The organism is Limnobaculum eriocheiris, assembly GCF_021010575.1.
Classification (GTDB): domain Bacteria; phylum Pseudomonadota; class Gammaproteobacteria; order Enterobacterales; family Enterobacteriaceae; genus Limnobaculum; species Limnobaculum eriocheiris.
This window is the reverse complement of the sequence record NZ_JAJNAG010000005.1, coordinates 1-25945: the sequence shown is the minus strand read 5'-3', so window position 1 is coordinate 25945 and position 25945 is coordinate 1. Positions and strand designations below refer to the sequence as shown.

Below are 25945 nucleotides of genomic sequence, written 5' to 3'. Positions count from 1 at the left end.
CTGAAATCCGCATTCCACCAGCCTTTTGATGCTTTTATATCCATTTTCAGTATACTCACATCGACCAGCATCAAGCTCTCAATATGGGTAAAAAGCTGGGTAACCTCGGTTCGATAAATAAGTTACCCATGAAAACAATAGAAAGGAGCAAGGATTATGGCTCTAACCGATGTAAAAGTACGTAGCGCAAAGCCTCTGGAAAAGATATATAAGATTCCAGATAGCGGAGGATTAGTTCTTCTCGTTTATCCAAATGGTTCCAAGTATTGGCGCTTACGCTATCACTTCGGCGGCAAAGAAAAGATGTTCTCACTGGGTACCTACCCAGATATCACCCTTGCAGAAGCACGGAATCGGCGGGATGAGAGCAGGAAGCAGATAGCTAACGGCATAGATCCCAGTGAAAAGAAGAAAACAGCGAAGACTAAACAAGCTGATACACATACCTTTGAAGAAATCGCTAGGAAATGGCATAGCAGCAATAAAAAATGGATACCAGCTCATAGTGCAAGAGTGATTAGAACTCTTGAATTAGATATTTTCCCTTCAATTGGTAATAGTTATATCGCAGATTTAAAAACTTGCGACCTATTAGCCCCCATAAAGAAGGTGGAGCAATCAGGTCGATTAGATGTTGCTGCTCGTTTGCAACAACGAACTACGGCAATCATGCGCTATGCAGTACAGAACGGCATTATCGACTACAACCCAGCGCAGGATTTAACTGGAGCTATCGCTACCGGCAAGAAAGTTCACCGCCCTGCCCTTCCTTTTGATCGAATTCCTGAACTACTTACACGCCTAGAGAACTATCAGGGAAGATACTTAACCACCCTCGCAGTAGAACTTACCTTATTAATCTTTATCCGTTCCAGCGAGCTTCGCTTTGCCCGTTGGTCAGAAGTCGATTTTGAACGAGCGCTCTGGACAATACCGGGAGAACGAGAGGAACTGGAAGGTGTTAAGCACTCGCATAGAGGTTCAAAGATGAGAACAACTCACCTTGTTCCCCTTAGTAGACAGGCCATGGAGATCTTAAAGCAGATACACCAAATTAGCGGTGACCACGAGCTTATCTTTATTGGCGACCATAACGCCAATAAGCCGATGAGTGAGAATACAGTAAATAAGGCTTTACGAGTAATGGGTTATGACACCAAGACCGAAGTTTGTGGTCACGGCTTTCGTACTATGGCCTGTAGTGCATTAATTGAGTCTGGGCTGTGGTCTAGAGATGGAGTTGAACGGCAGATGAGCCATCAGGAGCGTGACAACGTCAGAGCAGCTTATATTCATAAGGCAGAGCACTTAGACGAACGCCGGTTGATGGTGCAGTGGTGGGCAGATTATTTGGATGAGAATCGAAAGAAAGAAACGAGCCCATACGAATTTGCTAAATTGACCTGACTAACTAAACACTAAATTTTATCTAAACCAAGAGGTGGCCTGTGCCGCCTCTTTTTTTGTCCATAGTCAAAAATACGAATGAGAAGCATTTGTGAAAATAAAATCTACTCGACTAAATAGAAAAGTTCCACACTTAACGATTACCTGTGATTTACCGATTTTTAAACCTTTCATTACGCTACTGGCCAACGTCATTGGACGTCACCCTAAGGTCTTCAGTATTACGCTCAATTACAGCAATCCGGACTATACGGCAAAATCGGGCGGTTACCGCCCTGTTGAGATTAGACTAGAAAGGAAGCAGGATAATCGCTGGCATATTTGTTACGTCACTGAATTTACCTATATACCGACACCATTTGGCCATGAATCAACTTATACCATTGATTTTGACTTTAGCCGGGGCATTGGTTACCAGTTAGGTATGACTTCGGAACCTATTGCTGCCTACGGGCCGCTGTTCAGTCTCTGGCAACGTAATTTCACTCGTTACCACTCCTATGATATTTATCAGCTTAAAGTCAGCCTTGAGGGAGCATAAAAGGCATCCCATCATTCTTTATCATCACCTCTAGTTCTAGCCTTGCTTGCTGAACTTTTTGCTTCCAATAAACGTAAATTCAGCAATCAATATCTTTGCAGAATCTGGATTGATAAATGCCGCATATCAATCTTTTTGTAGACCACATAACAATAGGGAACAGGCACTCACTCTATCCATCAAAACAGGGCCATCAGGATGTTCAAGCCGAATATACTCATGACCAAAATATTCAACCTGTAGGCCCTGACTCGCCAAACGTTGTTCTTTACTTTGCGCTGACCAAACGACAAATTCTCTCAATATTCCAATCTTAACATCTAAATTAGCCTTATCCGGCCCTGCTCCGTAAGCGAACCCCCTGAAATCTCCAGTGTTACTGTAGTAAATAGCAGCGTCTCCACCTGAAACAGAATGCGTATAATGCAAACTAAGTTTGCTGCGTCCGCTATAGGAATAATTGTGCAGGTAGCTTAAGCTCAAAAGTTACAACTAGTAAGTTACTAGTTTGTATATTAAATCATCAATGGCGCTATAAATCCTACTGTATATATCAATATGTTAAGCCTTTACACCCTCAATTTGTGGTACCAGATCATATTCCATCATTCTTTATGTCATATCGCTTGTGATTACATCACTAGCGGGTATTATTTTGCGATACAAATTCCAACTTACTGATTCAGTGATAGCGCTTATTGCAAATTCACTCGCCGATTTTCAAGGATTTACATGAACAACAATGAGCAACTTTTTTTAAACGAGCTGGATAATAAATTCTGGAAAGCTGCCGACAAATTACGCTCCAATATGGATGCTGCCAACTATAAGCACATAGTACTCGGGCTCATTTTTTTAAAGTATGTTTCTGATGCTTTTGAAGCGCGCCAGCAGGAGTTGCTTGCACTATTCAGTGATGTGAGTAATCCGGAAAATATCTACGCCATATCGCGCAAAGATTACGCAACTGATGAAGAATACTCACAGGCCATTCAGGAAGAGCTTGAATCTGAAGACTACTACATCGAAAAAAACGTATTCTGGGTGCCAAAAGCTGCTCGTTGGGAAACGCTGAAAAACAAAGCAACTTTGCCAGTCGGCACCGTTCTATGGGTTGATGAACTCGGGCAAGAAGTAAAGTTGCGTTCGGTCTCCTGGTTAATTGATAACGCTCTGGATAAAATAGAAGAATCCAACGCTAAACTCAAAAACATCCTGAACCGCATCAGTCAGTATCAGCTAGGCAACGAAGTTCTGATCGGCCTGATCAATACCTTCTCAGACGCCAACTTCAGTAACCCGGAATATAACGGTGAGAAGTTACCTCTTAAAAGCAAAGATATTCTCGGCCACGTTTATGAATACTTTCTCGGACAATTTGCACTAGCAGAAGGTAAACAAGGCGGCCAGTATTACACGCCCAAAAGCATTGTTACTCTGATCGTTGAAATGCTCCAGCCCTATAAAGGCCGCGTGTATGACCCGGCGATGGGTTCCGGCGGGTTCTTCGTTTCCAGCGATCGTTTTCTTGAAGAACATGCTGGCGAAAAACACTACAATGCCGCCGAGCAAAAGCGCAATATTTCCGTCTACGGTCAGGAATCTAACCCGACCACCTGGAAGCTGGCTGCGATGAACATGGCGATTCGCGGTATCGACTTCAACTTCGGTAAGAAAAACGCCGACACCCTTCTGGACGATCAGCACCCAGATTTACGCGCCGACTTCGTAATGGCCAACCCACCGTTCAACATGAAAGAATGGTGGAATGCGAAGCTGGAAAACGATGTGCGTTGGAAATACGGCACGCCACCGCAGGGTAACGCTAACTTTGCCTGGATGCAGCATATGATCCACCATCTGGCGCCAAAAGGCTCAATGGCGCTTCTGCTGGCCAATGGCTCGATGAGCTCCAACACCAATAATGAAGGCGAAATTCGTCGTAATCTGATTGAAGCCGATCTGGTGGAATGTATGGTGGCGCTGCCGGGACAACTGTTTACTAATACCCAAATCCCAGCCTGTATCTGGTTGCTGACCAAAGACAAAACCGGTGGTAATGGTAAAGCGCACCGCAAAGGAGAAGTATTGTTTATCGATGCCCGCCAGATTGGTTTTATGAGAGACCGCGTACTGCGTGACTTTACCAAAGAAGATATTGCAAAAATCGCTGATACTTTCCATGCATGGCAGGAAGATAAAAATTATCAGGATGAGGCTGGTTTCTGCTTTGCTGCAACTATGGAAGATATTAAGAAAAACGACTTTGTGCTGACACCGGGACGTTATGTCGGTGCTGTCGAGCGGGGGGAGGACGATGAGCCATTTGCCGAAAAGATGGCACGTTTGACCCAACAGCTAAAAGCGCAGTTGGAAGAAAGTGCTGAACTGGAGAAGCAGATTAAAGCGAATCTGGGGGGGTTGGGTTATGAGTTCTAAGGTTTCGTTCTCACACATTGCAGAAATTGTTATGGGACAATCTCCCAAAGCTGAAGAGGTTAATAATAAGGGAATAGGACTACCTTTATTGAATGGACCAACGGAATTTACTGACCGTTACCCAATTCCTGTGCAGCATACTACGTATGCAAAAAAAACATCTCAACCAGGAGATATACTATTTTGTGTTCGCGGTTCAACAACCGGCAGGATGAACTATTCGGACCAAAAGTATTGTATAGGTCGGGGGCTTGCTGCAGTTCGAGGCCGAAACGGATATCCAACACCTTATGTTAAAGCTATTTTAGAAACCTATTTACCTGAGCTGCTAGCAGCTGCAACAGGCTCAACTTTCCCAAATGTTAGTAAAGATCTTATTAATAACATTTCAGTAGAAGTTTTACCTGTTGAAAATGCTTGCAATATTAATAAATTGATTAAATCTCAAGAAGAGAAAGTTTCTAACAATAACCAAATCAACCAAACCCTCGAACAAATGGTCCAAGCCTTATTCAAAAGCTGGTTTGTCGATTTCGAACCGGTCAAAGCCAAAATAACGGTATTAGAAGCAGGTGGTTCACAGGAAGAGGCAACCCTTGCGGCAATGACTGCGATTTCAGGAAAAGGTGCTGATTCACTGGCAATTTTTGAGTTTGAACAACCTGAGAAATATGCTGAGTTAAAAGCTACTGCAGAGCTGTTTCCTTCAGATATGCAGAATAGTGAGTTAGGGGAGATCCCTGTGGGATGGGAATCATCTTCGCTATCTAAAAAAATAAAATTGATTGGTGGTGGTACGCCTAAACGCTCAGAATCTAGCTATTGGGGGGGGGATATCTGTTGGTACTCAGTAAAAGACGCCCCTAACAGTAGTGATATTTTTGTTATTGATACCGTTGAAAAAATCACGGTCGAAGGCCTTAATAAGAGCTCAACAAGGCTACTTCCAGTAGGTACAACAATAATATCAGCAAGAGGCACCGTTGGTAAGCTTGCTTTATCTGCAGTTGAAACAGCTATGAACCAATCTTGTTATGGTATATCTGGCGAAAAATTTTCTGGCCCATTTTTAACTTACCTAAAAGTTAAACAGTGTATCGATGCATTGAAGAAAAATACCCACGGAGCTGTGTTTGACACAATAACAACAAATACTTTTGACACAGTTAATGTGCTTACAGCTAGTAAAGTAATAAATGATGAGTTTGAAAAATTGATTACACCGCTATTTAACACCATAAAAAGCAATCTAATTAGTAATTCATATCTATCTCAACTCCGAGATACCCTCCTTCCCAAACTCCTCTCCGGCGAAATAACCCTACCGGAAGCAGAGCATGCGGTAAGCGAGGTGGCCAATGTATAAAGTCGATAGACCATCAAACAGTCTGCACTCGCTTCAGGAAGTGTCGTTTAGCAGCCTGGGTTTTCGTGAACGTGAGCATCTTCAGGAGTGGCTAGCCAAAAACCCACAAGCATTGACAAAAAAAGACGAAAAAGAAGATGAGCTTCTGATTATTCAAAAAGAGTTCGCCGGGTTTGACGACACCAAAGAGCGTCTCGATTTGCTGGCTATCGATAAAAAAGGAAATCTGGTAATTATCGAGAACAAGCTCGATGACTCCGGGCGAGATGTGGTCTGGCAGGCGCTGAAATACGCAGGTTACTGCGCCAATCTACGTCAGGAAAGCGTGGTGGAAATTTTTCAGCTTTACCTTGAACAATATGAACCCAATGAAAAGCGCACTGCGGCCGAGGTAATTGCTGAATTTATGGGATGGGAGAATCTTAAGGAAGGAGTCCTGAATCGCAAAGGTACACAACGAGTCATTATGGTTGCGGCCAATTTTCGCAAGGAAGTCACCAATACTGCACTTTGGCTAATGCAGTTTGGTATTCGAGTTCAGTGCTTCAAGGCTACGCCCTATCTCTTTAATGACGATGTATTTGTTGATATACGCCAAGTAATCCCAACCCCCGAAGCTGAATCTTTCATGATCGGTATGGCGCAAAAAGAAGCTGAAGAACAATCCGCCTCAAGTAGCAGCGAATTACAACAACGCCACTATCTGCGCCGTGAATTCTGGGCGCAGACGCTAGAGAAATTACGTAGTAGCCACTGCGACCTTTTTAATAATAGAGCCCCTTCAACCGATCATTGGCTGGCTGCTGGTTCTGGCCTAAGCGGTGTGCTTTTTGAGCTTATTTTTTCCCAGAAAGATGCACGTGTGCAGTTAAATCTATCTCGTGGAGATGCGCTGGAAAATACCTGGCTGTTTGACCATCTATTTGAGCAAAAAACACAGATTGAAAATACGTTTGGTGCCGAGCTCGATTGGAGACCGTTACCTGAGCGTAAAAGCTGCCAAATTGTTTATTCCCAGACATTCGATGGTATGAACAAAGAACAATGGCCTGCCATTATCGACTGGATGATTGAGTATATCTCTCGCCTGGAAAGTGCCCTGAAACAACCGCTGGCAGAGCTAGCTATCAAACTCAAGCAAAGCGGACTGATTACTGAGGGAGAAGAAGCATAATGCTGAGCGAAGACGATTTAGAGCAACTGAGTCTGGGCTGGTTTGCTGGACAAGGATGGGAAGTGCTGCACGGGCCAGATATCGCCCCTGATGGTGATAACCCACTGCGGATATCATTCCACGATGTATTTCTGCGTCCAGTTTTACGGGAGCAATTAGAGAAGCTGAACCCTTATCTTCCCGCCAGCGTGTTTGACGAGGTGATAGCTCGTGTCACTCGCCCAGAAAGCCCTGATATCGTCACCAGCAATAAAGCATTCCACCATCTGCTATTAACCGGCGTGCCGGTCGAGTTCAAACGTGATGCTGAAGTTATCCACGATACTGCCCTATTGATGGATTTTAACCACTCAGGGAATAACCGATTCACTGTTGTTAATCAAGTAGCTATCAGCGGTAGCAAACAACTACGTCGCCCTGATGTAATTTGCTATATCAATGGCCTACCAATTGCAGTTATTGAACTGAAAAGCCCAATTGATGTTAATGCCGATATTTGGGCAGCATTTAATCAGCTTCAGACGTATAAAAACGAAATCAGCGATCTGTTTATCTGTAATGAGGCTCTGGTCATCAGCGATGGCTATAACGCACGTATTGGTTCTCTAACTGCTGATGAAGAACGTTATCTGCCGTGGAAAACCATCAGCAATGAAGATGATAAACCTCTACTGGAATGGCAATTAGAAACCGTAGTTAAAGGCTTCTTTAATCGTGAATTGCTGCTCGATTACATCCGTTATTTTATCCTGTTTGAAAATGATGGCAAACGCCTGATCAAGAAGATTGCGGCTTACCACCAGTTTCATGCCGTACGTGAAGCGGTAAATGCGACAATCGTTGCCTCCACTGGTAAGTTTTTACCGTTACGTAGTGACATCAAACCCGGCAGTAAAAAAGCCGGTGTGGTATGGCATACACAAGGTTCTGGCAAAAGTATTTCAATGTGCTGCTATGCCGGGAAGCTGTTACAACAGGCGGAGATGAACAATCCGACAATCGTAGTTGTGACTGACCGTAACGATCTGGATGAACAACTTTATGCTACGTTTTGTCAGGCTAAAGATCTGTTAAAGCAACAGCCTCAACAAGCCAGTGACAGAGATCAACTACGTGAAATGCTGGCTGCCCGAGAATCTGGCGGCATCATCTTTACCACGGTGCAAAAATTCGCACCACTTGACGATGAAAAAGCCCATCCGCCATTGAACCTACGCGACAATATCGTGGTGATATCTGATGAAGCCCACCGCAGCCAGTATGGATTAACGGCTACGCTGGATCGCGAAACAGGAGCATATAAATACGGCTACGCGAAACATATGCGCGATGCGCTGCCGAATGCGTCGTTTATGGGCTTCACCGGTACGCCGGTTTCTTCAGAAGACAAAGATACCCGAGCAGTGTTTGGTGAATACGTCTCGATTTACGATATTCAAGATGCGGTAGACGACGGCGCGACGGTACCGATTTACTACGAATCCCGTCTGGCAAAACTCGACCTGAATCATGATGAATTAGAAGAGCTTTCAAACCAGGTCGATGAACTGGTTGAAGATGAAGAGACTGACCAGAAAGAAAAAACCAAAGGGGATTGGAGCCGCCTCGAAAAACTGGTTGGTTCTGAACCTCGCATTAAGCAGGTAGCGGCCGATCTGGTTAAGCATTTTGAAGCCCGAAACGCAACGATGAACGGCAAAGCAATGGTTGTCGCCATGAGCCGAGATATCTGTGTACGCCTCTATAAGGCGCTAGTGCACCTCCGCCCTGAATGGCATAGTGATGATGTTGAAAAAGGTGAGATAAAAATCATCATGACCGGTTCAGCATCAGATAAAGCGCACCTTCAGCCGCACATCTACAACAAGCAAACCAAAAAACGTCTTGAAACACGTTTTAAAGATCTAAGTGACCCACTAAAAATTGCGATTGTACGTGATATGTGGTTAACCGGTTTCGATGCTCCTTGTTGCCATACCATGTATATCGATAAACCGATGCGCGGGCATAATCTGATGCAGGCCATCGCCCGCGTTAACCGAGTATTTAAAGATAAGCCCGGTGGGTTAGTAGTAGATTACATCGGCATTGCTAATGAACTTAAACAAGCTCTAAAAACCTATACCGACTCCAAAGGTAAAGGCCAGACAACCATTGATGCCAGAGATGCCTTTGCCGTATTGCTGGAAAAATTGGATGTTATTCACAGCATGTTCGCCAAAACAACTACCGATTCAGGATTCGACTATTCTGCGTTTGAAAATAATCCGCAGCGAGTTCTACTTGATTCAGCAAACTATATTCTTGGACTAGTTGACGGTAAAAAACGTTATTTCGACGTAGTGCTTGCGCTAAATAAAGCGTGGTCATTATGCAGCACGTTGGATGAAGCAAAACCATTGCAGAAAGAGCTCGCCTTCCTGTCCGCAGTGAAAGTGGCAATTATCAAACTCACCACCACAGATAAAAAGTTCAGCCAATCCGAGAAGAACTCACTACTGAGCCGTATTCTTGATAACGCTATTATCGCAACTGGCGTGGATGATGTGTTTGCTCTAGCGGGGCTGGATAAGCCCAATATCGGCCTACTTTCTGATGAGTTTTTACAGGAAGTACACGATATGCCGCAACGCAATCTGGCCGTTGAATTACTGCAAAAGCTACTGAATGATGGTATTCATGCTCGCACTAATAATAACGTAGTCCAAGAGAAGAAGTACTCAGACCGCCTTAAAGCCGTACTGCTCAAATACAACAACCGAGCCATTGAAACGGCTCAGGTTATTGAGGAGCTGATCCAGATGGCGAAAGACTTCCAAGCAGCCATGGCACGTGATGATGCGCTTGGTCTGAATCCTGACGAAATTGCCTTCTATGATGCACTGGCGGAAAACGAAAGTGCCGTTCGAGAGCTGGGCGATGATACCCTCAAGAAACTAGCGATTGAAGTCACTTTGAAGCTGCGCCAATCCACCACTGTAGACTGGCAAGTGCGCGAAAGCGTGCGTGCACGATTACGAATTCTAGTACGTCAGACTCTGCGTAAATATAAGTATCCGCCGGATAAAACACCGGATGCAGTTGAGTTGATACTGAAACAGGCTGAACTGGTTTCAAATAGCTGGACAGTTTGAGGTTCAGTAATGAAAGGAAGCGATGAGCTTCCCTTTTCTACATGACAAGACGGTTTTGATGGAACAGACAAATCGTTCTCTGGTTGAATGGCTATACGCATAGCCCATGCAATAAAACATCAGACACAGAAAATTGACCGCAGAGAAATAGCATGCAGAGCGCTTTTATTCCCAGCTAATCCTGCTACAGGATATAGTCTCTTTGACACTGCAAATCTATGATCACAATAAAAAGAGAAACAGGTGTGATCCCCATATTAATAATATCAAAAATCTAAACAATACCATTTAACCATATGTGTTTAATCAGATTTATAGTAGATTAGCCATTGCTAATGCTTACGCTATATATGTAAACAAGAATTGAATTCAGTCAGAATTTGTTCCATCGTTCAAATTGCTTAGATTTAAATCCTATTGATCTATCCGAATTCTAGAAGGTGATGAAATGTCTATACCTGATTATCAAACGCTTATGCTACCTCTACTGCAGTGGCTTGATGACGGGCTACCGCACACAGCTCGGCAGGCTTATGATCACTTGAGCGATCAATTTAAATTAAGCGATGATGAGCGGAGTGAATTGTTACCTAGTGGCAACCAACCGGTGATTGAGAACCGTATTGGATGGGCTAAAACTTATCTAAAGAAAGCTGGATTAATTGACAGTCCAAAACGTGGTCTTTGGCAAATAAGCCCTCGAGGCAAACAATTACTTATGACTCAGCCAACTAGTTTAAGTAATAATGACTTAGTACAATTTTCTGAATTTCAGGCTTTTAAACTAACATCAAATCTAAAAACATCCGAATCTCAGCTATTAGAACCTAACGCTGTTATTGATGTAAAAGAACAAACACCAACCGAGTCAATGGACTCCTCTTATCAGAATATTCGGGAAGCATTAGCCACTGAATTATTAAGCACAATCAAAGGTTGTTCCCCCGCTTTTTTTGAACGACTCGTCGTCGATCTTATGTTAGCCATGGGTTATGGTGGTTCAAGACGAGATGCTGGGGAAGCAACCCGACTCACGGCGGATGGTGGAATCGATGGTGTAATCAGAGAAGACCGACTGGGCTTAGATACCATCTACTTACAGGCGAAACGTTGGGAAGGTACAGTTGGGCGTCCAGAGATTCAAAAATTTGCAGGAGCTTTACAGGGAGAACGAGCCCGTAAAGGAGTTTTTATTACTACATCCAATTTTAGTAATGAAGCTTTACATTTTGTTGAACGACTAGACGCACGTATTATTCTCATCAATGGCCTAAAGCTGTCAGAATTAATGATGGTGTACAAGAATAACCACTTCCAGCAGTAAATACCCCCTCTACATATTGACCATAATTAAGTATTTTCCCCTTAAAAACCCCACTAGTTGATATACAATTTCCTTTATTTACAATGATATCATTTATAATAACTTTTTCAGTTTCTGATATCGAAGTAACTCTTATTTTTAATAATACCAGGCTTGATAATTGAGGATAAGAATATCTAAATGATTCTATTTCTACGGGAGCTTTATCCTGACCACATCCAACTAATAAAAATATCAAAACTGTAATTAATCTTTTCATAATAACCCCAACGATACAGAAAATACTTTATTTTGGTAAATATAAATTTGATTCTCTATCAATATGTTATCTGATATACAGAATGGGATTGATCGTTTATAACGATCGGTTTACTTCAACCGATCGATTATGTAGATCAATCTATAGATATAACTTAAAAAAATATCAATGCTGAAATAATTAACTGACATCTGGATGAAATAAGTTTATTAAACTGATAAACCAATATCATGATATACACCCGTGAACATAAAACACACGATGTTTCGTGAATACTTGTTTGAATTCTCTTTGGCTACATAATTAGGCATTGGCCATCTGCCGACTCATTGGCGGGAATTACTTTTAAACCGTTGCTGATGCGCCTTCATCAGAAACCGATCGTTAACAACGATCGATTAGCCAATTTGCCATAGAAACAAACGATCAATCCAACCTCAATAAACTGATAGATTAAAAAAACAATAAATCCTCAATCGATTCAGGGTTAAGTTTCATGGCTCTCAGCATCTATGTTCCGATCATTCGTAATAACACCGAAGGGTTAACATCAACTAATCCGTTGGCTTTAATGCTTACTCAAGAAGTTGCCCTGAATTATCTGCTAAAGCATGCACGGATAAGTCATCCTAATGATTCACTTACTTATCGTATAGCTAGGTACGACTTACTAGAAGAGCTGGCTTGCTTTACCTATATCGACCAGACCCACTATCAGGTGGTGATGGTTGATGGGCAACCAGGCCGACTGGAAACCATTACCAAGCAGTAACTCCATGAAGAATTTCAATATAAAAAAGCATTCGTCCCATACAGTTAACATAATGGGATAAAGCACATGGATATTTTAAAATATACGTCAGACGATCTCAGTGATGATGAATTGGCTTACCTAATCAAACACCGAAAATCATTTCAAGTTGTTGGTGTAAGAAATATTGCCAGCGTAGTAAATAAACTCGAATCTACAATAGAAATCCTCGGTTACCGTTGCCGCGCCTATTCAGAATATAGTTCAGCGCTCATGATTAGAGCTCTAATTCCTACAGGTGTGACAACGATAGCAGGATGGGGGCAGCAATTGGAACTGCTGTTCATAACTTATCTACATTTAATCCCGACTTTGAAATTGCCGAGAATAAGCTTCAAGGGACCGTTACAGTAAAATATAAAAAATAATGCACCGGAGATGCTGTATGTAACATGAATCATCCAATTAAATAAAAAATAAGGTCTGATATAAACTCAGGCCTTATTTTTTGGTATCTTACTGTTGATAAATCAACTCATAATCTTTCGGCTATTAGTTCAAGTCCAGCGGGATCCACTATCCATCCTAAATTTGTTATATGATAATAAATTCGGCACAGTCAGAGCACACAACCAGATATTAGAGATGTACCGTCGCTAAAACCTCCTAAAGTAGCAGGAAGGTGAACTTAAACCTACTAAGGTACCAATTCTCATTTGAGGTATTATTAGTTAATTACACTAAATCCTGAAACTATTGCTCTGATTCCTCGCTATCAGGTTTTGACGTATAGGATTATACAATTTCATACATCTTCTTAAGCAGAGGTTCAATGATACTCTCAGCTTCAGCCCAATATTCTTCCCGTAGCATTGAGTACTTAATATCCAAACAAAGCTCTTTATCAAAAGGAAAGTCTGTCGGCGTTTCCAGACCAACAATAAGTTGTATATCAATCGGTAACTCTTTGGCGATAAACTTAAGTACAGCAGGAAGATTGATGTCGTCCTGAGCCTGTTGATTCGGTGAGTCTATGACGATAGGTATATCATAAGTGCCAGTTTCTCCTTGGCAAGTACGCCATAGCGCAGCGTAATATGCCAAAATTGACCGAGGTCCGCCACTTCCTGATAAGTTTGGCCGACCAGTGAGCTTCATCTTTGATGCGTCAACTGATGGCAATTTTAATGCAACACGACCAGACACATAGTGTGATCTGAAATCTGTCAAAATCTCACGTGTTCTTTGTGCGGTCCGCAATGATTTCATTTTCTCATCTAATGCATCAACCAAACTGAGTGCAGTATTGATAGCCTCTTTCAGTTGTTGACGCTCCGCTTCGAAGGCAGCAAATGCGCTCTCAGCCCCCATGCTGCCGACAACATCCTGAAACTTCAATTCACCTTTGCGCGTATCCAGTAACCTAGAGATACGGATATAGTTTTCGTTAAGTGAGCTGAGTTGCCCTAACGTTTTATTGCACCGTTGTCGTACCAGACTTGCATCATCTCGAAGTCTCCCTGCAAGTTCCCGAAGCACACGAGCATCTTCGGCAAAATTGAGCAAATCAAGGAATGGTTTGGTATGCTGTGCGTGACATGTTGGACAAGTTAGCGGTTCTGTGTCCCCAGTACAAATATACTTTGCATCATTGTCATATGCCGTGAGAGCTTCATCAGCCAACCGAATTTGTTGCTCTAAACTGGATAGTAAATCATGTTCTTTAACAGCAGCACTTCGCAATATTTCTTGTCGCAGATTTAGTTCATTTACCTCTTGAGTCAACAGAACGATTTCAGCCTCAAAATTTTCTGCGCTAACCTTTGGTCCTGATAGTGGCAAAGTGCGATTGAATCGGTCTATTGCACGTTCGAGGAGTTTATACTCTCGCCGATAATCCTCAAGAATCTTTGACTCTTGGCCTTTTTCCGCTCTTGCATGGTAATACTCTGGCGGACACACACCAGTGAAGTATTCCAATATAGGTCCATACGGGGCTTGGAATCTCTTGAGCTGACCACCAAATGTATTCCATTCAGACTGCCAGCTACCATCCTGATTCACGTAGAATGGTAAGAAAAAACATGCAGGATCGGCTGGGGTAACTTCAGAGTCACTCTTATTTAAAAACACCAAGTTAAAGCCAGTGATTTCACAAAATAACTGTGACCATTCTCCGTATTTTGAAGTAGCAAGAATTATCTCTAGGTTGGCGTTGAAAAGTGCCCGTCGCCCACGTTGATACAGTGCGAAGAAGTGGCAACCATTAACAGAAAATTCAAGCAGAGAAACAGCATTATCATCCCAACTTTCCAACTTGCCTTGAGGTTTGGCACCCAGTGTTTCAAAGAGGCTCCGTATCAGAGTCGTCTTGCCCGTATGATTTCTCCCTATCAGTAAATTCTTCCTCGGGTGGAAATTTACATGTCTCGCCTTCTTGTCGCGATGTGAGAGCAACCAAATGTTTTCGAATCGGAAGCTTATCATAGTTCTTTGTCCTTAAATTACGGACGAGGAGTCTCAGTTCGGGTCCACGCATTTTTTGATAGCCCTCATCAACAGTCGAGCCTGAAGCTCTTCATTTTTAAAACCGCTAAAATTCGTATTTAGTACAGGTAAAGCTGCCTCTACAAATGTTCGCAGAGCAGAAGCCTGAAGTGGATTGGAATCAATCCAATTATCGCAAAAATCATTAATTCTCTGGGTAGAATCAGATGTTGCCCCTGTGAGCTGTTCACGCACGACGCGGGAGGCCTGACTACGCAAAGAGGTTATCTCCATGAAATTCAGCCCTTCATTCTGCAACTGAGTGAGCCAGATTTCTAAATAGCTTGAGTAGTCAGGAATTGTCTCAAGTGTACTAAGTGCAGATACAAATTCCTGCCTTGAGAATCCTCGCTGTTCCACAAGCTCTTCAAAGGACGCGCAGGTATCGGTGTGCCGCCCCAGAGGAGAAATCTTCATTATGAGAGACTCTACGAAAGCTGCTGCCTGGCCCGCATGGGCTGGACTACGTTCCCGTAATAGGTCTAAAGCTGATTTGATGACATGGCTGTTTGGTGAATCTGGATGAATAGCAACTTTCTTTAGCTTGAGCCTTGTTAGATCTGGAGGAGGAATTCCAGCAGCACAGAGTGAATGTAAGGCCTCAGTCAATAACCGCAAATGTTCAGGAGCAAGATCCGCCAAGGAGCAAGGCATCGATGTTGCAGCATTCCCTCCGGTTGCGAGAGGAATATCGCAGCCCACATTTGAAATGAAATATGCTTCTACAGGTAACTTATCGAAAGAAGCAAGACTAAGCTGTAGCTTTCCAAGAGCACTTTCTCTGACCTTTGTGAACTTGGATACATTTATTTCAGATGCTGTATTCTTGTTCTTTTTTGGGGGCTTTGTTGTTCCAGTAAGAACAGCCCAAGTCCATTCCCCACGATCCTTCTTCTTTACTTGATAAATGCGGGCATACGTGGGAGTACTTGCTGAATCTAGTTCTGTGACATCTTGTACAGTTTCAAAGAGAAGCAAGAAGTCCGGCTGTTGCGCCTGTTCCATCTCTACCATTCGAAGCACAGCCCACCAGCGCTGGAAGTCTACACCTTTAGCACTGTGGCCCCCGCCCGTTTCTGTAAGTCCAGGTTTGTTTGCAACATGTAACAACTCTGCCGCACCAGTTGATATGCCCAAAGCTCCCTCCAAATGCACAATTGCCAGGAACAGCCATCGCCATCAATACTCCTTCTTAGCTCCTTTGATGCGCAACTAGCAGTTCATAGCAGAATTTAATTGTTTTCATCATCTTGACATACAAGAGCCATACTTTCTATCTTCATAATTTTATTTGTTATTTTTCAATAAAATTTCATTTTAACAGTACATTTAATTTTGTCTTGAAGATATGAAAAAGGCTCGTACAGAAAGTATTAAAAACATTTAACCTAATTTTCCCGATATTCCAGATATTCCAATCCTCCCAGTCCAAAATTGATATATTCTCCCGACTTATGCAGGTAAGGGCCAACGGCAGACAGAATATAGATATCAACAGGCTTGGCTGTTACCAGAGCTTCCAGTGCAGACTGTTGGAACTTTTGATAATCACACTGCTCGATTAGCTTACTACTGATGAAAAAGGAAGGACGAGTAATCAATTCATCATGGCGCAATACATTGGCAAAACGCACACTAAATCCATTGCCATTGGGCGATTTGTTGATCCATGCCTTTCCATAATAAATTCGTAATTCGTCTTCGAAATCACCAATCTGTTGTTCATCTATTTCAATAAACATCTCACGTAGAGTTATGGAACCTGCTCCCGGAAGTTGGACCTCAAAGTTGTCACCATTTAGGTAAGAGGCAACAAGCGAGCTAACTGTTTTTCTACGTTGTCGCTTACGCTTGACAGAAGCGTCTGTTGTTTGCTGTCGCCCACGGATGCTATTAGTTCGCCCACTGTCATCGTCTGTTTCATCATTTTCTGGCCGTGTATTGCTAAGCGGGCGCAAATTTAATCTGAAAGCATTTTCGATGTACACATCAGCATCACTGTAGTCATCGTCGTAGGTTGACCGTGTTCCCTTTTGGGTTTGTAGGTCTTTGGCAATGCTGCAGGTGTCACTATGATCAGAGACTGTCCTATAATAGGGATCAACTTTTCTTTTGTTTTTCGCGCGATCTAGGTTCGCGCAGGTTATTTGGGCATCACAGTACAGGTCTGGACACTTGAAACTGAATTTAGAACGGATGGCTCCTTTCGGATAATAGTAATCCGCTTCGGTGGCGGTCATCGTTTTATTCATATCCAGCGAAAAGGCTTTTTCAAGTTTCATCCATTATTTCCCTAAAATGTGTACTGTTATTCCCAGTTAGAATTTAGCCCATTCACTTCCCATTCCTTACTGGTAAGCTTAAGCGCATACTTTCTTTTGAACCAGAATGACCACATGAGATGTTTGGCCCAGTTATAGTTCTCTATCCACGACGTTGTTGAAGCGGAGCAATGACGAGCTCCCATAGTAGTTCTGCGGCCCCTTCTTGGGAGAACTTTGCATTTCGCTCCCGCCTAAACGAAGACATACCCATGCAGGTCAAGTAGAGTGCCTGATCGTCAGCATCTACTGAGAGTGATTCATTAAAGGTGTTGCTTTCGGTCGTCTCGCCTTGTACGTAGTTAATACCCCCCTTGAACATACCCCCGCCAATGTAGATGGTGGCCCGCGCTACATTCTTCCCATTTTCATAGATAGTTGCGAAGAACCGATTCGCATCTACGCGCCTGAAGACTCCTTCATAGCCTGGATTGCGGGCTTCCAGCTCTTTTAGAGAGTTTTCAAAATAGCGGGCAATATATTCAAAGGTCTCAACTTGAAATTGATCTTTCTCTCTTTGCGTGAAGGTCTTTGCCAACCGTAGGTTACTGGAGCGGAGGCTTACAGGCTCCGTGGGTGGTGGTGATATGGAAGCAGCAGACGTAGAAGACATTCCGGTAGCAACTCCGGCAATTTGCCACCTTTCGGCTGCTTTGCGGACAGCTTGGGCTACTTGAAGAAAAGCCTCGTCTCTGTCCGACCATTGGGTGACCGGCTTACCGTCACGCGGGGTGGCAAGGAGCTTTCCAAAGGGAGCATGATGCCAGTCACAAGCTCGTAGTATGACAGGGATCACGGTTGCATCCCCAGCCTCGTGGCGCCTCAGTGCATTCTTCATCTCGATGTTGTAGCAATAGTCAGATGCAATGAAATCAGGACTTACGAGTAGCAAAATGATCTCATCACTATTGATTCGTTCGTCAATGGCCTTGTCTATCTCATGACCGGCGCTGATACGCCGGTCATGCCAAGTCTCGATTACTCCTTGCCGCTTTAGCATAGCGAGTTGCTTCTCAAGTTGGTCACGCAGACCTTCATCAACGTGCGAATAAGAAAAAAAAACGTTAGGCAAGATTGGATTCCTTAATGGCGAGAATTTAGTCAATATTATGACCTATTTTAACGGAGGAGCATATTGTTGAAAAAGTACAGTGCCAAAGAGATCGAATTTATTACCTTAACTAGTTACTTTCTCACATGAGATAAGCCAATATTAGTAATAAAATACTCAGCCCTGACTACATCCAAAATTACGCTCACCATCATCACTAACTTTACTTCGCTCTTTAGCTAGGTAACTCACCCGAACCATCAACTCTGCATATACACCATTAATACCCAGCGTTTTAGCATCTAGGTAATAACATGGATTTTTTGGAAAGTAAGTCAGTGACTGATACCGTTTATCATTGATACCTAATGCACTGAGCCAGGCCTGAGTGATTAATGCTGCTAAGTTCCCTTCCGATGCACGATAGTCCCCCAGAAAGGCGTAGGCGTCCTTATTCAGCAAGAGCAGCACATGGTAGTGTTTCTTCTCTCCTGGCTGATTAAACTCTCTGACCCAGACGTAACGAAGCGTAGAATGATGAATTCTTTTTCCTTCAGCCCTTTTCTTGTTTGAATCTGCTTTAAGCTTTGCTTTTAATGAATCAAAAAAACGAGAGATAACCGCAGAATCAATTCTGGCTAGTACATCGTCAGGTAGCCTTAAATCAACCCGTAAAGCAAATGTCCGTAGGTGTTCATTTAAGGCAGACTGAATGGTTTTAGTCATTCTATTTAAATAATCAGGATTAAGTGGACCATAGCTTTCAATGATATTGTCAGCGTTCATAGTTTATTCCTCAGTAAATAAATAAGGTTGGATAAGTCAGCAGTGATATATAATAAATAGCTACCACCACTCTTGGTTTTCACAAATCCAGTTACTTCACATATAGAAAATCCATTGCTTATTATTCATGATAATAGGTATGAGTTATTAACTGGCATTAATTAATAGTGAATAGATAAAGGGGCATTGCTAGATGCCCCTTACATGGTTATCGGGATTGTTAATATAAGTGTCTTTAATACTGATACAACTACCGCTACTAACACTCTATTTATTAATACTAACACTCTATTTATTAGTATTAATATTATTAATACTAACACTCTATTTATTAGTATTAATATTATTAATACTAACACTCTATTTATTAGTATTAATATTATTAATACTAACACTCTATTTATTAATATTAATAATATTAATACTAAACAAACCGACAATAACTAGCCAGCTAATAAAACCTATTGCACTGAATAATTCATACGATTCATCAATGAATGATAGGGGAAATAAATGACAGGGATGAAATTCTAATTTACTCATTCATTATAATTCACTCTGAAATTAAGTTTTAATCGATACTGGTGCACCATGAATAGATTTAATCATTAAGCATTGTCAGATTGATAAATTCTTTAGTGAATATTAAAAACGTTAGTATCGGGATTGACTAACGATTATAGTCCAGCGCCCGTGGTTAATTCAACCGCAACATCACCTCTGGATTCTTTAATACGTTGACGTAGCCAAGTTTCGACTTCGCTTTTTAACCAGCGAGAAGAACGTCCCATTTTGATTTGTTTAGGGAACTGACCTAGCTGTATCAACTTATAAAACCATTTATCCGTTAGGCCAGTTAATCGTGTAATAAAAGCCATATCGACTAATTGGTCATCCATTAAATCAATTGGTAAGTTATTCATGTGATATTTCTCCGTTAAAGTTTGTTTAAGTGGGAGAACTCAGCGTGTTCTGATATCAGTGAAACTATCTAAATCGTCACTGCCCAATACTCGCGCCGATGTTTCTCATTACATAACTCAACGGTGTAAAAAATAACTTATGTACTCAGAATTAAGCCTGCATAGCAATGAATTCAGGATGATTTTGAGTCACTACTAAAGTCTAGATTTAGTTGCATAACGTTAGATATTAGTTATAGAGAAATAACCATTTCCTATGTTTTTATCGACTAAAATATCGCAGCCATATCTCCAGCCACTAGTAGGTCAGACTGGCGTTAAAACGCTAGAAATTACGTTTATCATGTGTTTTTATATTTTTTTATATACTTTTTTAAAACATAAGTTATGATGTTTTTTATCGTAATTTGTATATGCCAACTAGTTATATGAGTGCAACTTAAATTGAGTTAATGGAATATGAAATTTAATATGTTTGATGACTTCAGATTTATCTTTCCTAGAAAAATAGATAAATATAAGAATAAACACAAATTAGAGTGTGACTTTAATAAAGTAAATAAAGAGTACTGTCTCAATAGTTTTGTCCTTAAAACAGGAAGGCCTATAAACCATTATCAATATTTAAAAAATAATTTCACAGCATTAATAGATGGCGTGGCTATTTTCGAAAAAAATAATCATGAAGAAATAACCAAAGGTTTAAAAACCATTATTTACAAGAAAAATAAAATATTTAAACAAATGCAAGGGTATAATAATGAAATTTTCATAAAAAACAAAAAAATGGGATTTCTCTCTTTCTCTCTTAGATTATCAAAAGCAATTAATAGAAATATGGCTGAGCATACAGAAATATTAAGAAAGTCACTAATAAGATTTTTTAATAATATGCGTTCAAAGAAATTTTACTCTAGTGATGTAGTTGGGTACTTTTGGGTTATGTTACAAGATAATGGTGGCTTTCCTTATATGCATGTGGTTTTTCATTTCAAGAATAATGACTTCAATGCATTAGTTGGCCATGAGATTATTGAGACATGGATTAGGGTTGTAAATTTCTACAAAGTAGAGGGGGAGCTATTATTTTTAAATGCTACTGAAGATTTCACCAATGGTACAGGAATATACTGTCTTGAAAATAAAGGTGAAATACTAACCATGAAGACATATAGTACCAACACGGACTGGAATGATGTTGACTACGCATTATTTAAACAATTCAAAGGTTATAATAAGAAATTATTTGATCAGTACTTATATGCATTAGCTAAAAAAAGCTATTTTATTAACCCTAAGGGTAGAGCAGTAGGATTCTCATCAATCAAAGATTAAATATTCTCACCCCTATATTACCTTAGTGAACTACAACGTTACTTCACTAAGGAATACCCATGACCAGATTAATATCCCAATTCCATTCAACTAATACTATTCGCCGCGATCGACCACTTACAAACGATGAATTAGCCCGACACGTCCCTAGTATATTATCGGAAGAAAAACATATCTCCCGTAGCGACCGCTACACTTATATTCCCACCATTACGCTATTAGATAACCTACGTAAAGAAGGCTTCCAACCTTTCTTTGCCTGTCAGACTCGCGTCCGTAATCTTGATAAACAAGACCACACAAAACACATGCTACGCCTACGTCGTGAAGGCCAGATAACCGGTAAAGAAGTCCCTGAAATTATCCTACTCAACAGCCATGACGGTTCCAGCAGTTATCAGATGATCCCTGGGCTATTTCGCTTCGTTTGTGCGAATGGAATGGTCTGTGGTGACAGCTTTGGTGAAGTCCGCGTACCGCATAAAGGCGATGTTGTTGATCGTGTGATTGAAGGTGCCTACGAGGTATTAGATATCTTTGATCGAGTAGAACAACAACGGGAAACCATGCAAGGTATCGCGCTATCAAAACCCGCACAACAAGCCTTTGCCCATGCCGCCCTAACCTACCGCTACGGTGAAGAGTATCAACCGATAACAGAAGAGCAAATTCTGATGCCCCGGCGTTGGGAAGATAGAAAAGATGACCTCTGGACCACGTATCAACGGCTGCAGGAAAATTTGATTAAAGGCGGACTATCTGGTCGTTCAGCCAAAGGTAAACGCGCTCGGACTAGAGCCATCAACGGTATCGATGGTGATATCAAGCTTAATCGCGCCCTGTGGGTGATGGCTGAGAATATGCGCCAGCATTTAGCCTGACACCACGATGTACCACTAAGAGAATCAATAAATAGGAATAGATAATATGACTCATGATAATGGACTGACCATCAATACCCTACAGTCAACGCTTGATTGGCTGTATGACAGAGCTATCAACGGTATTGCCGGACTGGACTCAGCTCAAACGCTGGCTGATGCTTATCGGTATACTCACCCAGACCGCCGAGAATGTGTGAACGCTTTAATACGCTGGCAGAATGCCAAAGCCGGGACCAGTGGCTTCATCTCTGGATTAGGTGGCATGATGACACTACCAGTCACGATACCGCTCAATATGACCAGTATTTTGTTTATCCAAATCAGGATGATTGCCGCTATCGCTCTATTGAGTGGCCATAATCTAAAGGACGATAATGTCAAAACCTGTGTCTATTTATGCTTATGTGGTAATACAGCAAAGGATATCCTGAAGAATGTCGGTATCCAGCTAGGTACACGACTAACCCGGCAACTGCTAGGTCAAACCTCATCAGTAATAATACAACACATCAACCGTTCAGTCGGCGTTAAGCTGATGGCGCAGGTCGGCCAAAAAGGCAGTATCAATGCCCTCAAGCTGATACCGTTAGTCGGCGGATTAATCGGTAGCGTGTTTGACAGCATCACTACCGACATCATCGGAAATATGGCCAGAGATATATTTATCAGCCCACACGCGATCCCCGCGCTCATCCATGACGACATCCATACTCAGTAACCTCTAGCTCATTTCAGCCCTGATCACCTAAAAACCCACTGACATCAGTCTGTTTTAGCACTGATGCAATCTCGTTTATTTAATTTCACACAAAAAGGACATCACTCATGACCGAATGGCATTATGAGAAAGAAGGCCGTCGTCACGGCCCGTTAACCGAAAAAGAAATCACTACGCTTATCATCCAACAGCAGATTCATGCCAATACATTAGTCTGGCATCAGGGCCAAACAACATGGATGCCTCTGAACACCACGTTATTGGCAGCAGCGTTGCCCGCAACATCTGAAAATGAACCGCCTCCACTACCTAACTACCGGCTTAACAATACGGTAGTCTGGTTCTTGGCATTTGCCCCCCTATTGGGATTTATGCTGGAAGGCCTTATCGCCATTCTGATTTATGGCCGACGAGGCCTTGGCTATTCGTTGTATCAACTGCTCTTTATCCATCCTTTCTGGTACCTCTCCATTATCTTGAATATTGCACTCAGCTATCGGGATGAGCACAACCTGAAAAAAACGGGTATCGATACTACCGGATATGGTGCCATGGCCTGGCTAGTACCCGTCTATTTATGGCGACGGGCAAAGGCTCTAGGACAGACCCCAAGTTATTTCTGGGTCTGGGTCATTCTATTCGGGATCATTATGTTAGGAACAATTTAATTCATTCAACTCAGGACAGGCGCACCGTCATTGGTGTCCTGTCCTTTTTGCCGTCTTGTTATTCTTTATTACGAGAGCACCACTATGTCTAATCACATTCGGCGCGAACAGCGCATTATCAGCATGGCGTTACAGCTATTAGAAAAACAGATCAAAGTGAGACCTTATTCTTTCACTTCATCAACACAAACCAGAGAGTATCTCCGTTTGCAGCTAGAACAATTAGAACGGGAAGTTTTTATGGTTTTGTATCTGGATAACCAGCACCGGCTTATCTCTAGTGACGTCACTGCATTAGGCACAATTAACGAAACATCAATATATCCCAGAGAAATCATTAAAGGATCTTTAGAATTTAATGCCGCAGCAGTAATCCTTGCTCACAATCACCCTTCCGGGCTGGCAGAACCTAGTCAGGCAGATCGCTCAATCACCAATAAGTTAAAAGAGGCACTGTCGTTAGTCGACGTAAAGGTACTCGACCACTTTGTTATTGGTCATGGTGAATTAGTCTCATTTGCTGAGCGAGGTTGGTTATAAGTCAGATGGTTACAATACGCTATACCGCATTAGCAGTTCAGTCTTCAACGTAGTTCCTCCTATATACCGCAACAATCCATCACATAATCCTTTTACCAACAGGAGATCTTCAGATGTCTGCATCACCGACGTTAAAAACCGGCGTATTTCATTTTACCTTATTACGAGATATCGCTCAGGACGACTGGTTCACACTGTGTCGTCTGGTCACCCAAGCCCATCGACAGCTCCGGTTGAAGCCGGAAACGACCGGTATTGAACCAATCCCTATTATCTGCAACGGTGCGGGTATCACGCCACTGCGCTTTGACGATAGCCTAATAGGGCTCGGTGTTATCGTGTTTAACGGGGAGCATCATCACCAACTCAGCGGTGATACATTTATTCTTAATCAACATCGACATCCCTACGACCGGGGATATTGTCATACCCATGGTCACCCCTACCGTTTTATGATCATGGCAGTATTACTTCTCGCTCATCACACCTGCCCGAATATCTGGAAAATCACGTCTGATGTCAGTTGCACTCAATGGCAACATGTCGCCGACTGGTTGCAGGCCGAACTAGCGATAGTGATAACGCCTCCCAATGAAATATCTACAGGAGTACAACAATGAATCTGATAGCCCGTTTACTGTCACTGAAGTCACTGGATAATGTTGAATTGATACACACTGCCCGAGTCACTGAGTCAGCATTTAATAATTTAACCACGTTTGGTAGTGAAGGCATTTTCTACCCAGCGACACAAAGCTCAGCTGATGCAGAATATGTAATACTGGACCTTGAGTTTATCCGTGACCATCAACTGGATTTTGATAAATCTAGTTTTACTGAATGGTGTCAAACACACCTATCGCTAAATATGGCTGCATTAAAGCCGTTATCTTATTTATTTGTGGTCGGAACCAATGAAGTCTGAAACCGTTTCTTACTAGGCTAATTAATCGTTAGTTGTAGTTAGTGCATATCGTTTGCTGAAAAAGTATAGATACAGTAAATTAGTTAGGTTCTAACTAACTGAACTTACCTACTCAAATCACATAAAAGCAAGCATGGGTAAAAATCGGGGTAACTTTTTTGATGAAATCATTAATTTACATTAATATCATCATATTATATTAAAGTTCGATTCCGGCCTCAGCACCATTTTGTTGTACATAGACGTCTCAATCAGTCTATAACATGATGAAAAATAGAGTAAAACATACAAACACATTCCATTAATGTCTTACTGAGTCTATTGACAGCCATTCTTTTGGGGGGTCATATTAGGGGTCAGGATGACATCATTATGGAGTGCTTCCAATGTCGCTAAACGATACCCAGATTCGCAACTACAAGCCTAACGAAAAGTTATACAAGAGAGCTGATGGTCTTGGCCTCTATATTCAAGTAAATCCTAACGGTTCAAAACATTGGTATCGAAAGTATTCCTTTCAAAGAAAAGAAACTCGAGCCTCATATGGTCGATATCCTCAAGTATCTTTAGCTGATGCCAGAAAAATGCGTGATGCTGATATAGCCCTATTGGCAAAAGGCATCAATCCTAATACTGAGCGCCAAAGTAAAAAAGAAGCCCAAAATATAGATAATTCTTTTGAAGTTATCGCAAGAAAATGGCATTCAAATAAAACTTGGTCTAAATGTAAGTATCCCATCAAAACGACCCATTCACTTTTAGAGATCTTCTGACATACTGATTATGTCCCCTGAGGAGATCACCATGCGTAAAATCCGATTCACAGAGCACCAGATAATCGCCGTCCTTAAA

At 41.9% G+C, this 25945-nt stretch carries 24 protein-coding genes; 17 read left to right on the top strand and 7 right to left on the bottom strand.

All coding sequences use genetic code 11. The annotated features are described in order from the left end of the window. Positions 1 to 156 precede the first annotated feature (156 nt). The 7 genes from LPW36_RS04095 (at position 157) to LPW36_RS04065 (ending at position 11385) form a co-directional block, all read left to right on the top strand. Positions 157 to 1407: a tyrosine-type recombinase/integrase gene (locus tag LPW36_RS04095; RefSeq protein ID WP_230608203.1), complete on the top strand. Its 1251-nt coding sequence runs from the start codon at positions 157 to 159 to the stop codon at positions 1405 to 1407. A 91-nt stretch (positions 1408 to 1498) separates the two neighbouring features. After that, positions 1499 to 1948, top strand: a complete 450-nt coding sequence (locus LPW36_RS04090) for a DUF2787 family protein (protein WP_230608202.1) — start codon at positions 1499 to 1501, stop codon at positions 1946 to 1948. Positions 1949 to 2680: 732 nt separating this feature from the next. Continuing rightward, entirely contained in the window at positions 2681 to 4387 is a 1707-nt protein-coding gene (locus LPW36_RS04085; protein WP_230608201.1) for a class I SAM-dependent DNA methyltransferase, read from the top strand. After that, positions 4377 to 5753 carry a restriction endonuclease subunit S gene (locus tag LPW36_RS04080; RefSeq protein ID WP_230608200.1) on the top strand — a complete coding sequence of 459 codons (1377 nt, stop codon included), beginning with the start codon at positions 4377 to 4379 and terminating at the stop codon, positions 5751 to 5753. Before LPW36_RS04085 ends, LPW36_RS04080 begins: the two co-directional genes overlap by 11 nt. Continuing rightward, a complete protein-coding gene (locus LPW36_RS04075) occupies positions 5746 to 6927 on the top strand; it encodes a DUF4268 domain-containing protein (RefSeq protein WP_230608199.1) in 1182 nt (393 codons plus the stop codon). The genes LPW36_RS04080 and LPW36_RS04075 overlap by 8 nt, the downstream gene beginning before the upstream one ends. After that, the gene (locus LPW36_RS04070) at positions 6927 to 10061 is read left to right on the top strand and encodes a type I restriction endonuclease subunit R (RefSeq protein WP_230608198.1); all 3135 of its coding nucleotides are present in this window, start codon (positions 6927 to 6929) and stop codon (positions 10059 to 10061) included. The genes LPW36_RS04075 and LPW36_RS04070 overlap by 1 nt, the downstream gene beginning before the upstream one ends. 448 nt (positions 10062 to 10509) lie before the next feature. Continuing rightward, the gene (locus LPW36_RS04065; protein ID WP_230608197.1) at positions 10510 to 11385 is read left to right on the top strand and encodes a restriction endonuclease; all 876 of its coding nucleotides are present in this window, start codon (positions 10510 to 10512) and stop codon (positions 11383 to 11385) included. Here LPW36_RS04065 and LPW36_RS04060 read toward each other — a convergent pair. Next, on the bottom strand, positions 11324 to 11644 hold the full coding sequence (locus LPW36_RS04060; RefSeq protein WP_230608196.1) for a hypothetical protein: 321 nt from the start codon (positions 11642 to 11644) through the stop codon (positions 11324 to 11326). The two genes, LPW36_RS04065 and LPW36_RS04060, sit on opposite strands and share 62 nt — an antisense overlap. A 496-nt stretch (positions 11645 to 12140) precedes the next feature. Here LPW36_RS04060 and LPW36_RS04055 point away from each other — a divergent pair, with 496 nt between their 5' ends. Both LPW36_RS04055 and LPW36_RS04050 read left to right on the top strand, forming a co-directional pair. Continuing rightward, a complete protein-coding gene (locus LPW36_RS04055; RefSeq protein ID WP_230608195.1) occupies positions 12141 to 12416 on the top strand; it encodes a hypothetical protein in 276 nt (91 codons plus the stop codon). Between the two features lie 66 nt (positions 12417 to 12482). Continuing rightward, the gene (locus LPW36_RS04050; protein WP_230608194.1) at positions 12483 to 12809 is read left to right on the top strand and encodes a hypothetical protein; all 327 of its coding nucleotides are present in this window, start codon (positions 12483 to 12485) and stop codon (positions 12807 to 12809) included. A gap of 381 nt (positions 12810 to 13190) precedes the next feature. Here the strand turns inward: LPW36_RS04050 and LPW36_RS04045 are convergent, their stop codons facing one another. The 6 genes from LPW36_RS04045 to LPW36_RS04020 form a co-directional block, all read right to left on the bottom strand. Then, entirely contained in the window at positions 13191 to 14711 is a 1521-nt protein-coding gene (locus tag LPW36_RS04045; protein ID WP_230608193.1) for a hypothetical protein, read from the bottom strand. Positions 14712 to 14915: 204 nt separating this feature from the next. Beyond that, positions 14916 to 16079: a dsDNA nuclease domain-containing protein gene (locus LPW36_RS04040; RefSeq protein WP_230608192.1), complete on the bottom strand. Its 1164-nt coding sequence runs from the start codon at positions 16077 to 16079 to the stop codon at positions 14916 to 14918. A 251-nt stretch (positions 16080 to 16330) separates the two neighbouring features. Further along, positions 16331 to 17224 carry a hypothetical protein gene (locus LPW36_RS04035; RefSeq protein ID WP_230608191.1) on the bottom strand — a complete coding sequence of 298 codons (894 nt, stop codon included), beginning with the start codon at positions 17222 to 17224 and terminating at the stop codon, positions 16331 to 16333. A 142-nt stretch (positions 17225 to 17366) separates the two neighbouring features. After that, complete coding sequence (locus LPW36_RS04030; protein WP_230608190.1) at positions 17367 to 18335, bottom strand: toll/interleukin-1 receptor domain-containing protein; 969 nt, start codon at positions 18333 to 18335, stop codon at positions 17367 to 17369. A 156-nt stretch (positions 18336 to 18491) separates the two neighbouring features. After that, the gene (locus LPW36_RS04025) at positions 18492 to 19100 is read right to left on the bottom strand and encodes an inovirus Gp2 family protein (protein ID WP_230608189.1); all 609 of its coding nucleotides are present in this window, start codon (positions 19098 to 19100) and stop codon (positions 18492 to 18494) included. Positions 19101 to 19777: 677 nt separating this feature from the next. After that, positions 19778 to 20023, bottom strand: coding sequence for a helix-turn-helix transcriptional regulator (locus LPW36_RS04020; RefSeq protein ID WP_230608188.1), 246 nt, complete (start codon positions 20021 to 20023; stop codon positions 19778 to 19780). A gap of 459 nt (positions 20024 to 20482) precedes the next feature. Between LPW36_RS04020 and LPW36_RS04015 the strand changes: the two genes are divergently transcribed. The 8 genes from LPW36_RS04015 (at position 20483) to LPW36_RS03980 (ending at position 25866) form a co-directional block, all read left to right on the top strand. Further along, on the top strand, positions 20483 to 21358 hold the full coding sequence (locus LPW36_RS04015; protein ID WP_230608187.1) for a hypothetical protein: 876 nt from the start codon (positions 20483 to 20485) through the stop codon (positions 21356 to 21358). Positions 21359 to 21417: 59 nt separating this feature from the next. Then, complete coding sequence (locus LPW36_RS04010) at positions 21418 to 22239, top strand: DUF932 domain-containing protein (RefSeq protein ID WP_230608186.1); 822 nt, start codon at positions 21418 to 21420, stop codon at positions 22237 to 22239. A gap of 46 nt (positions 22240 to 22285) precedes the next feature. Further along, positions 22286 to 22960 carry an EcsC family protein gene (locus tag LPW36_RS04005; protein WP_230608185.1) on the top strand — a complete coding sequence of 225 codons (675 nt, stop codon included), beginning with the start codon at positions 22286 to 22288 and terminating at the stop codon, positions 22958 to 22960. 107 nt (positions 22961 to 23067) lie between these two features. Next, positions 23068 to 23628, top strand: a complete 561-nt coding sequence (locus LPW36_RS04000) for a DUF4339 domain-containing protein (protein WP_230608184.1) — start codon at positions 23068 to 23070, stop codon at positions 23626 to 23628. An 84-nt stretch (positions 23629 to 23712) separates the two neighbouring features. Continuing rightward, a complete protein-coding gene (radC, locus tag LPW36_RS03995) occupies positions 23713 to 24168 on the top strand; it encodes a RadC family protein (RefSeq protein WP_230608183.1) in 456 nt (151 codons plus the stop codon). Between the two features lie 113 nt (positions 24169 to 24281). After that, positions 24282 to 24788, top strand: a complete 507-nt coding sequence (locus LPW36_RS03990; protein ID WP_230608182.1) for a hypothetical protein — start codon at positions 24282 to 24284, stop codon at positions 24786 to 24788. Then, positions 24785 to 25093, top strand: a complete 309-nt coding sequence (locus tag LPW36_RS03985; RefSeq protein WP_230608181.1) for a hypothetical protein — start codon at positions 24785 to 24787, stop codon at positions 25091 to 25093. Before LPW36_RS03990 ends, LPW36_RS03985 begins: the two co-directional genes overlap by 4 nt. Positions 25094 to 25479: 386 nt before the next feature. Further along, positions 25480 to 25866: an Arm DNA-binding domain-containing protein gene (locus LPW36_RS03980; RefSeq protein WP_230608180.1), complete on the top strand. Its 387-nt coding sequence runs from the start codon at positions 25480 to 25482 to the stop codon at positions 25864 to 25866. The last annotated feature ends 79 nt before the right edge of the window (positions 25867 to 25945 follow it).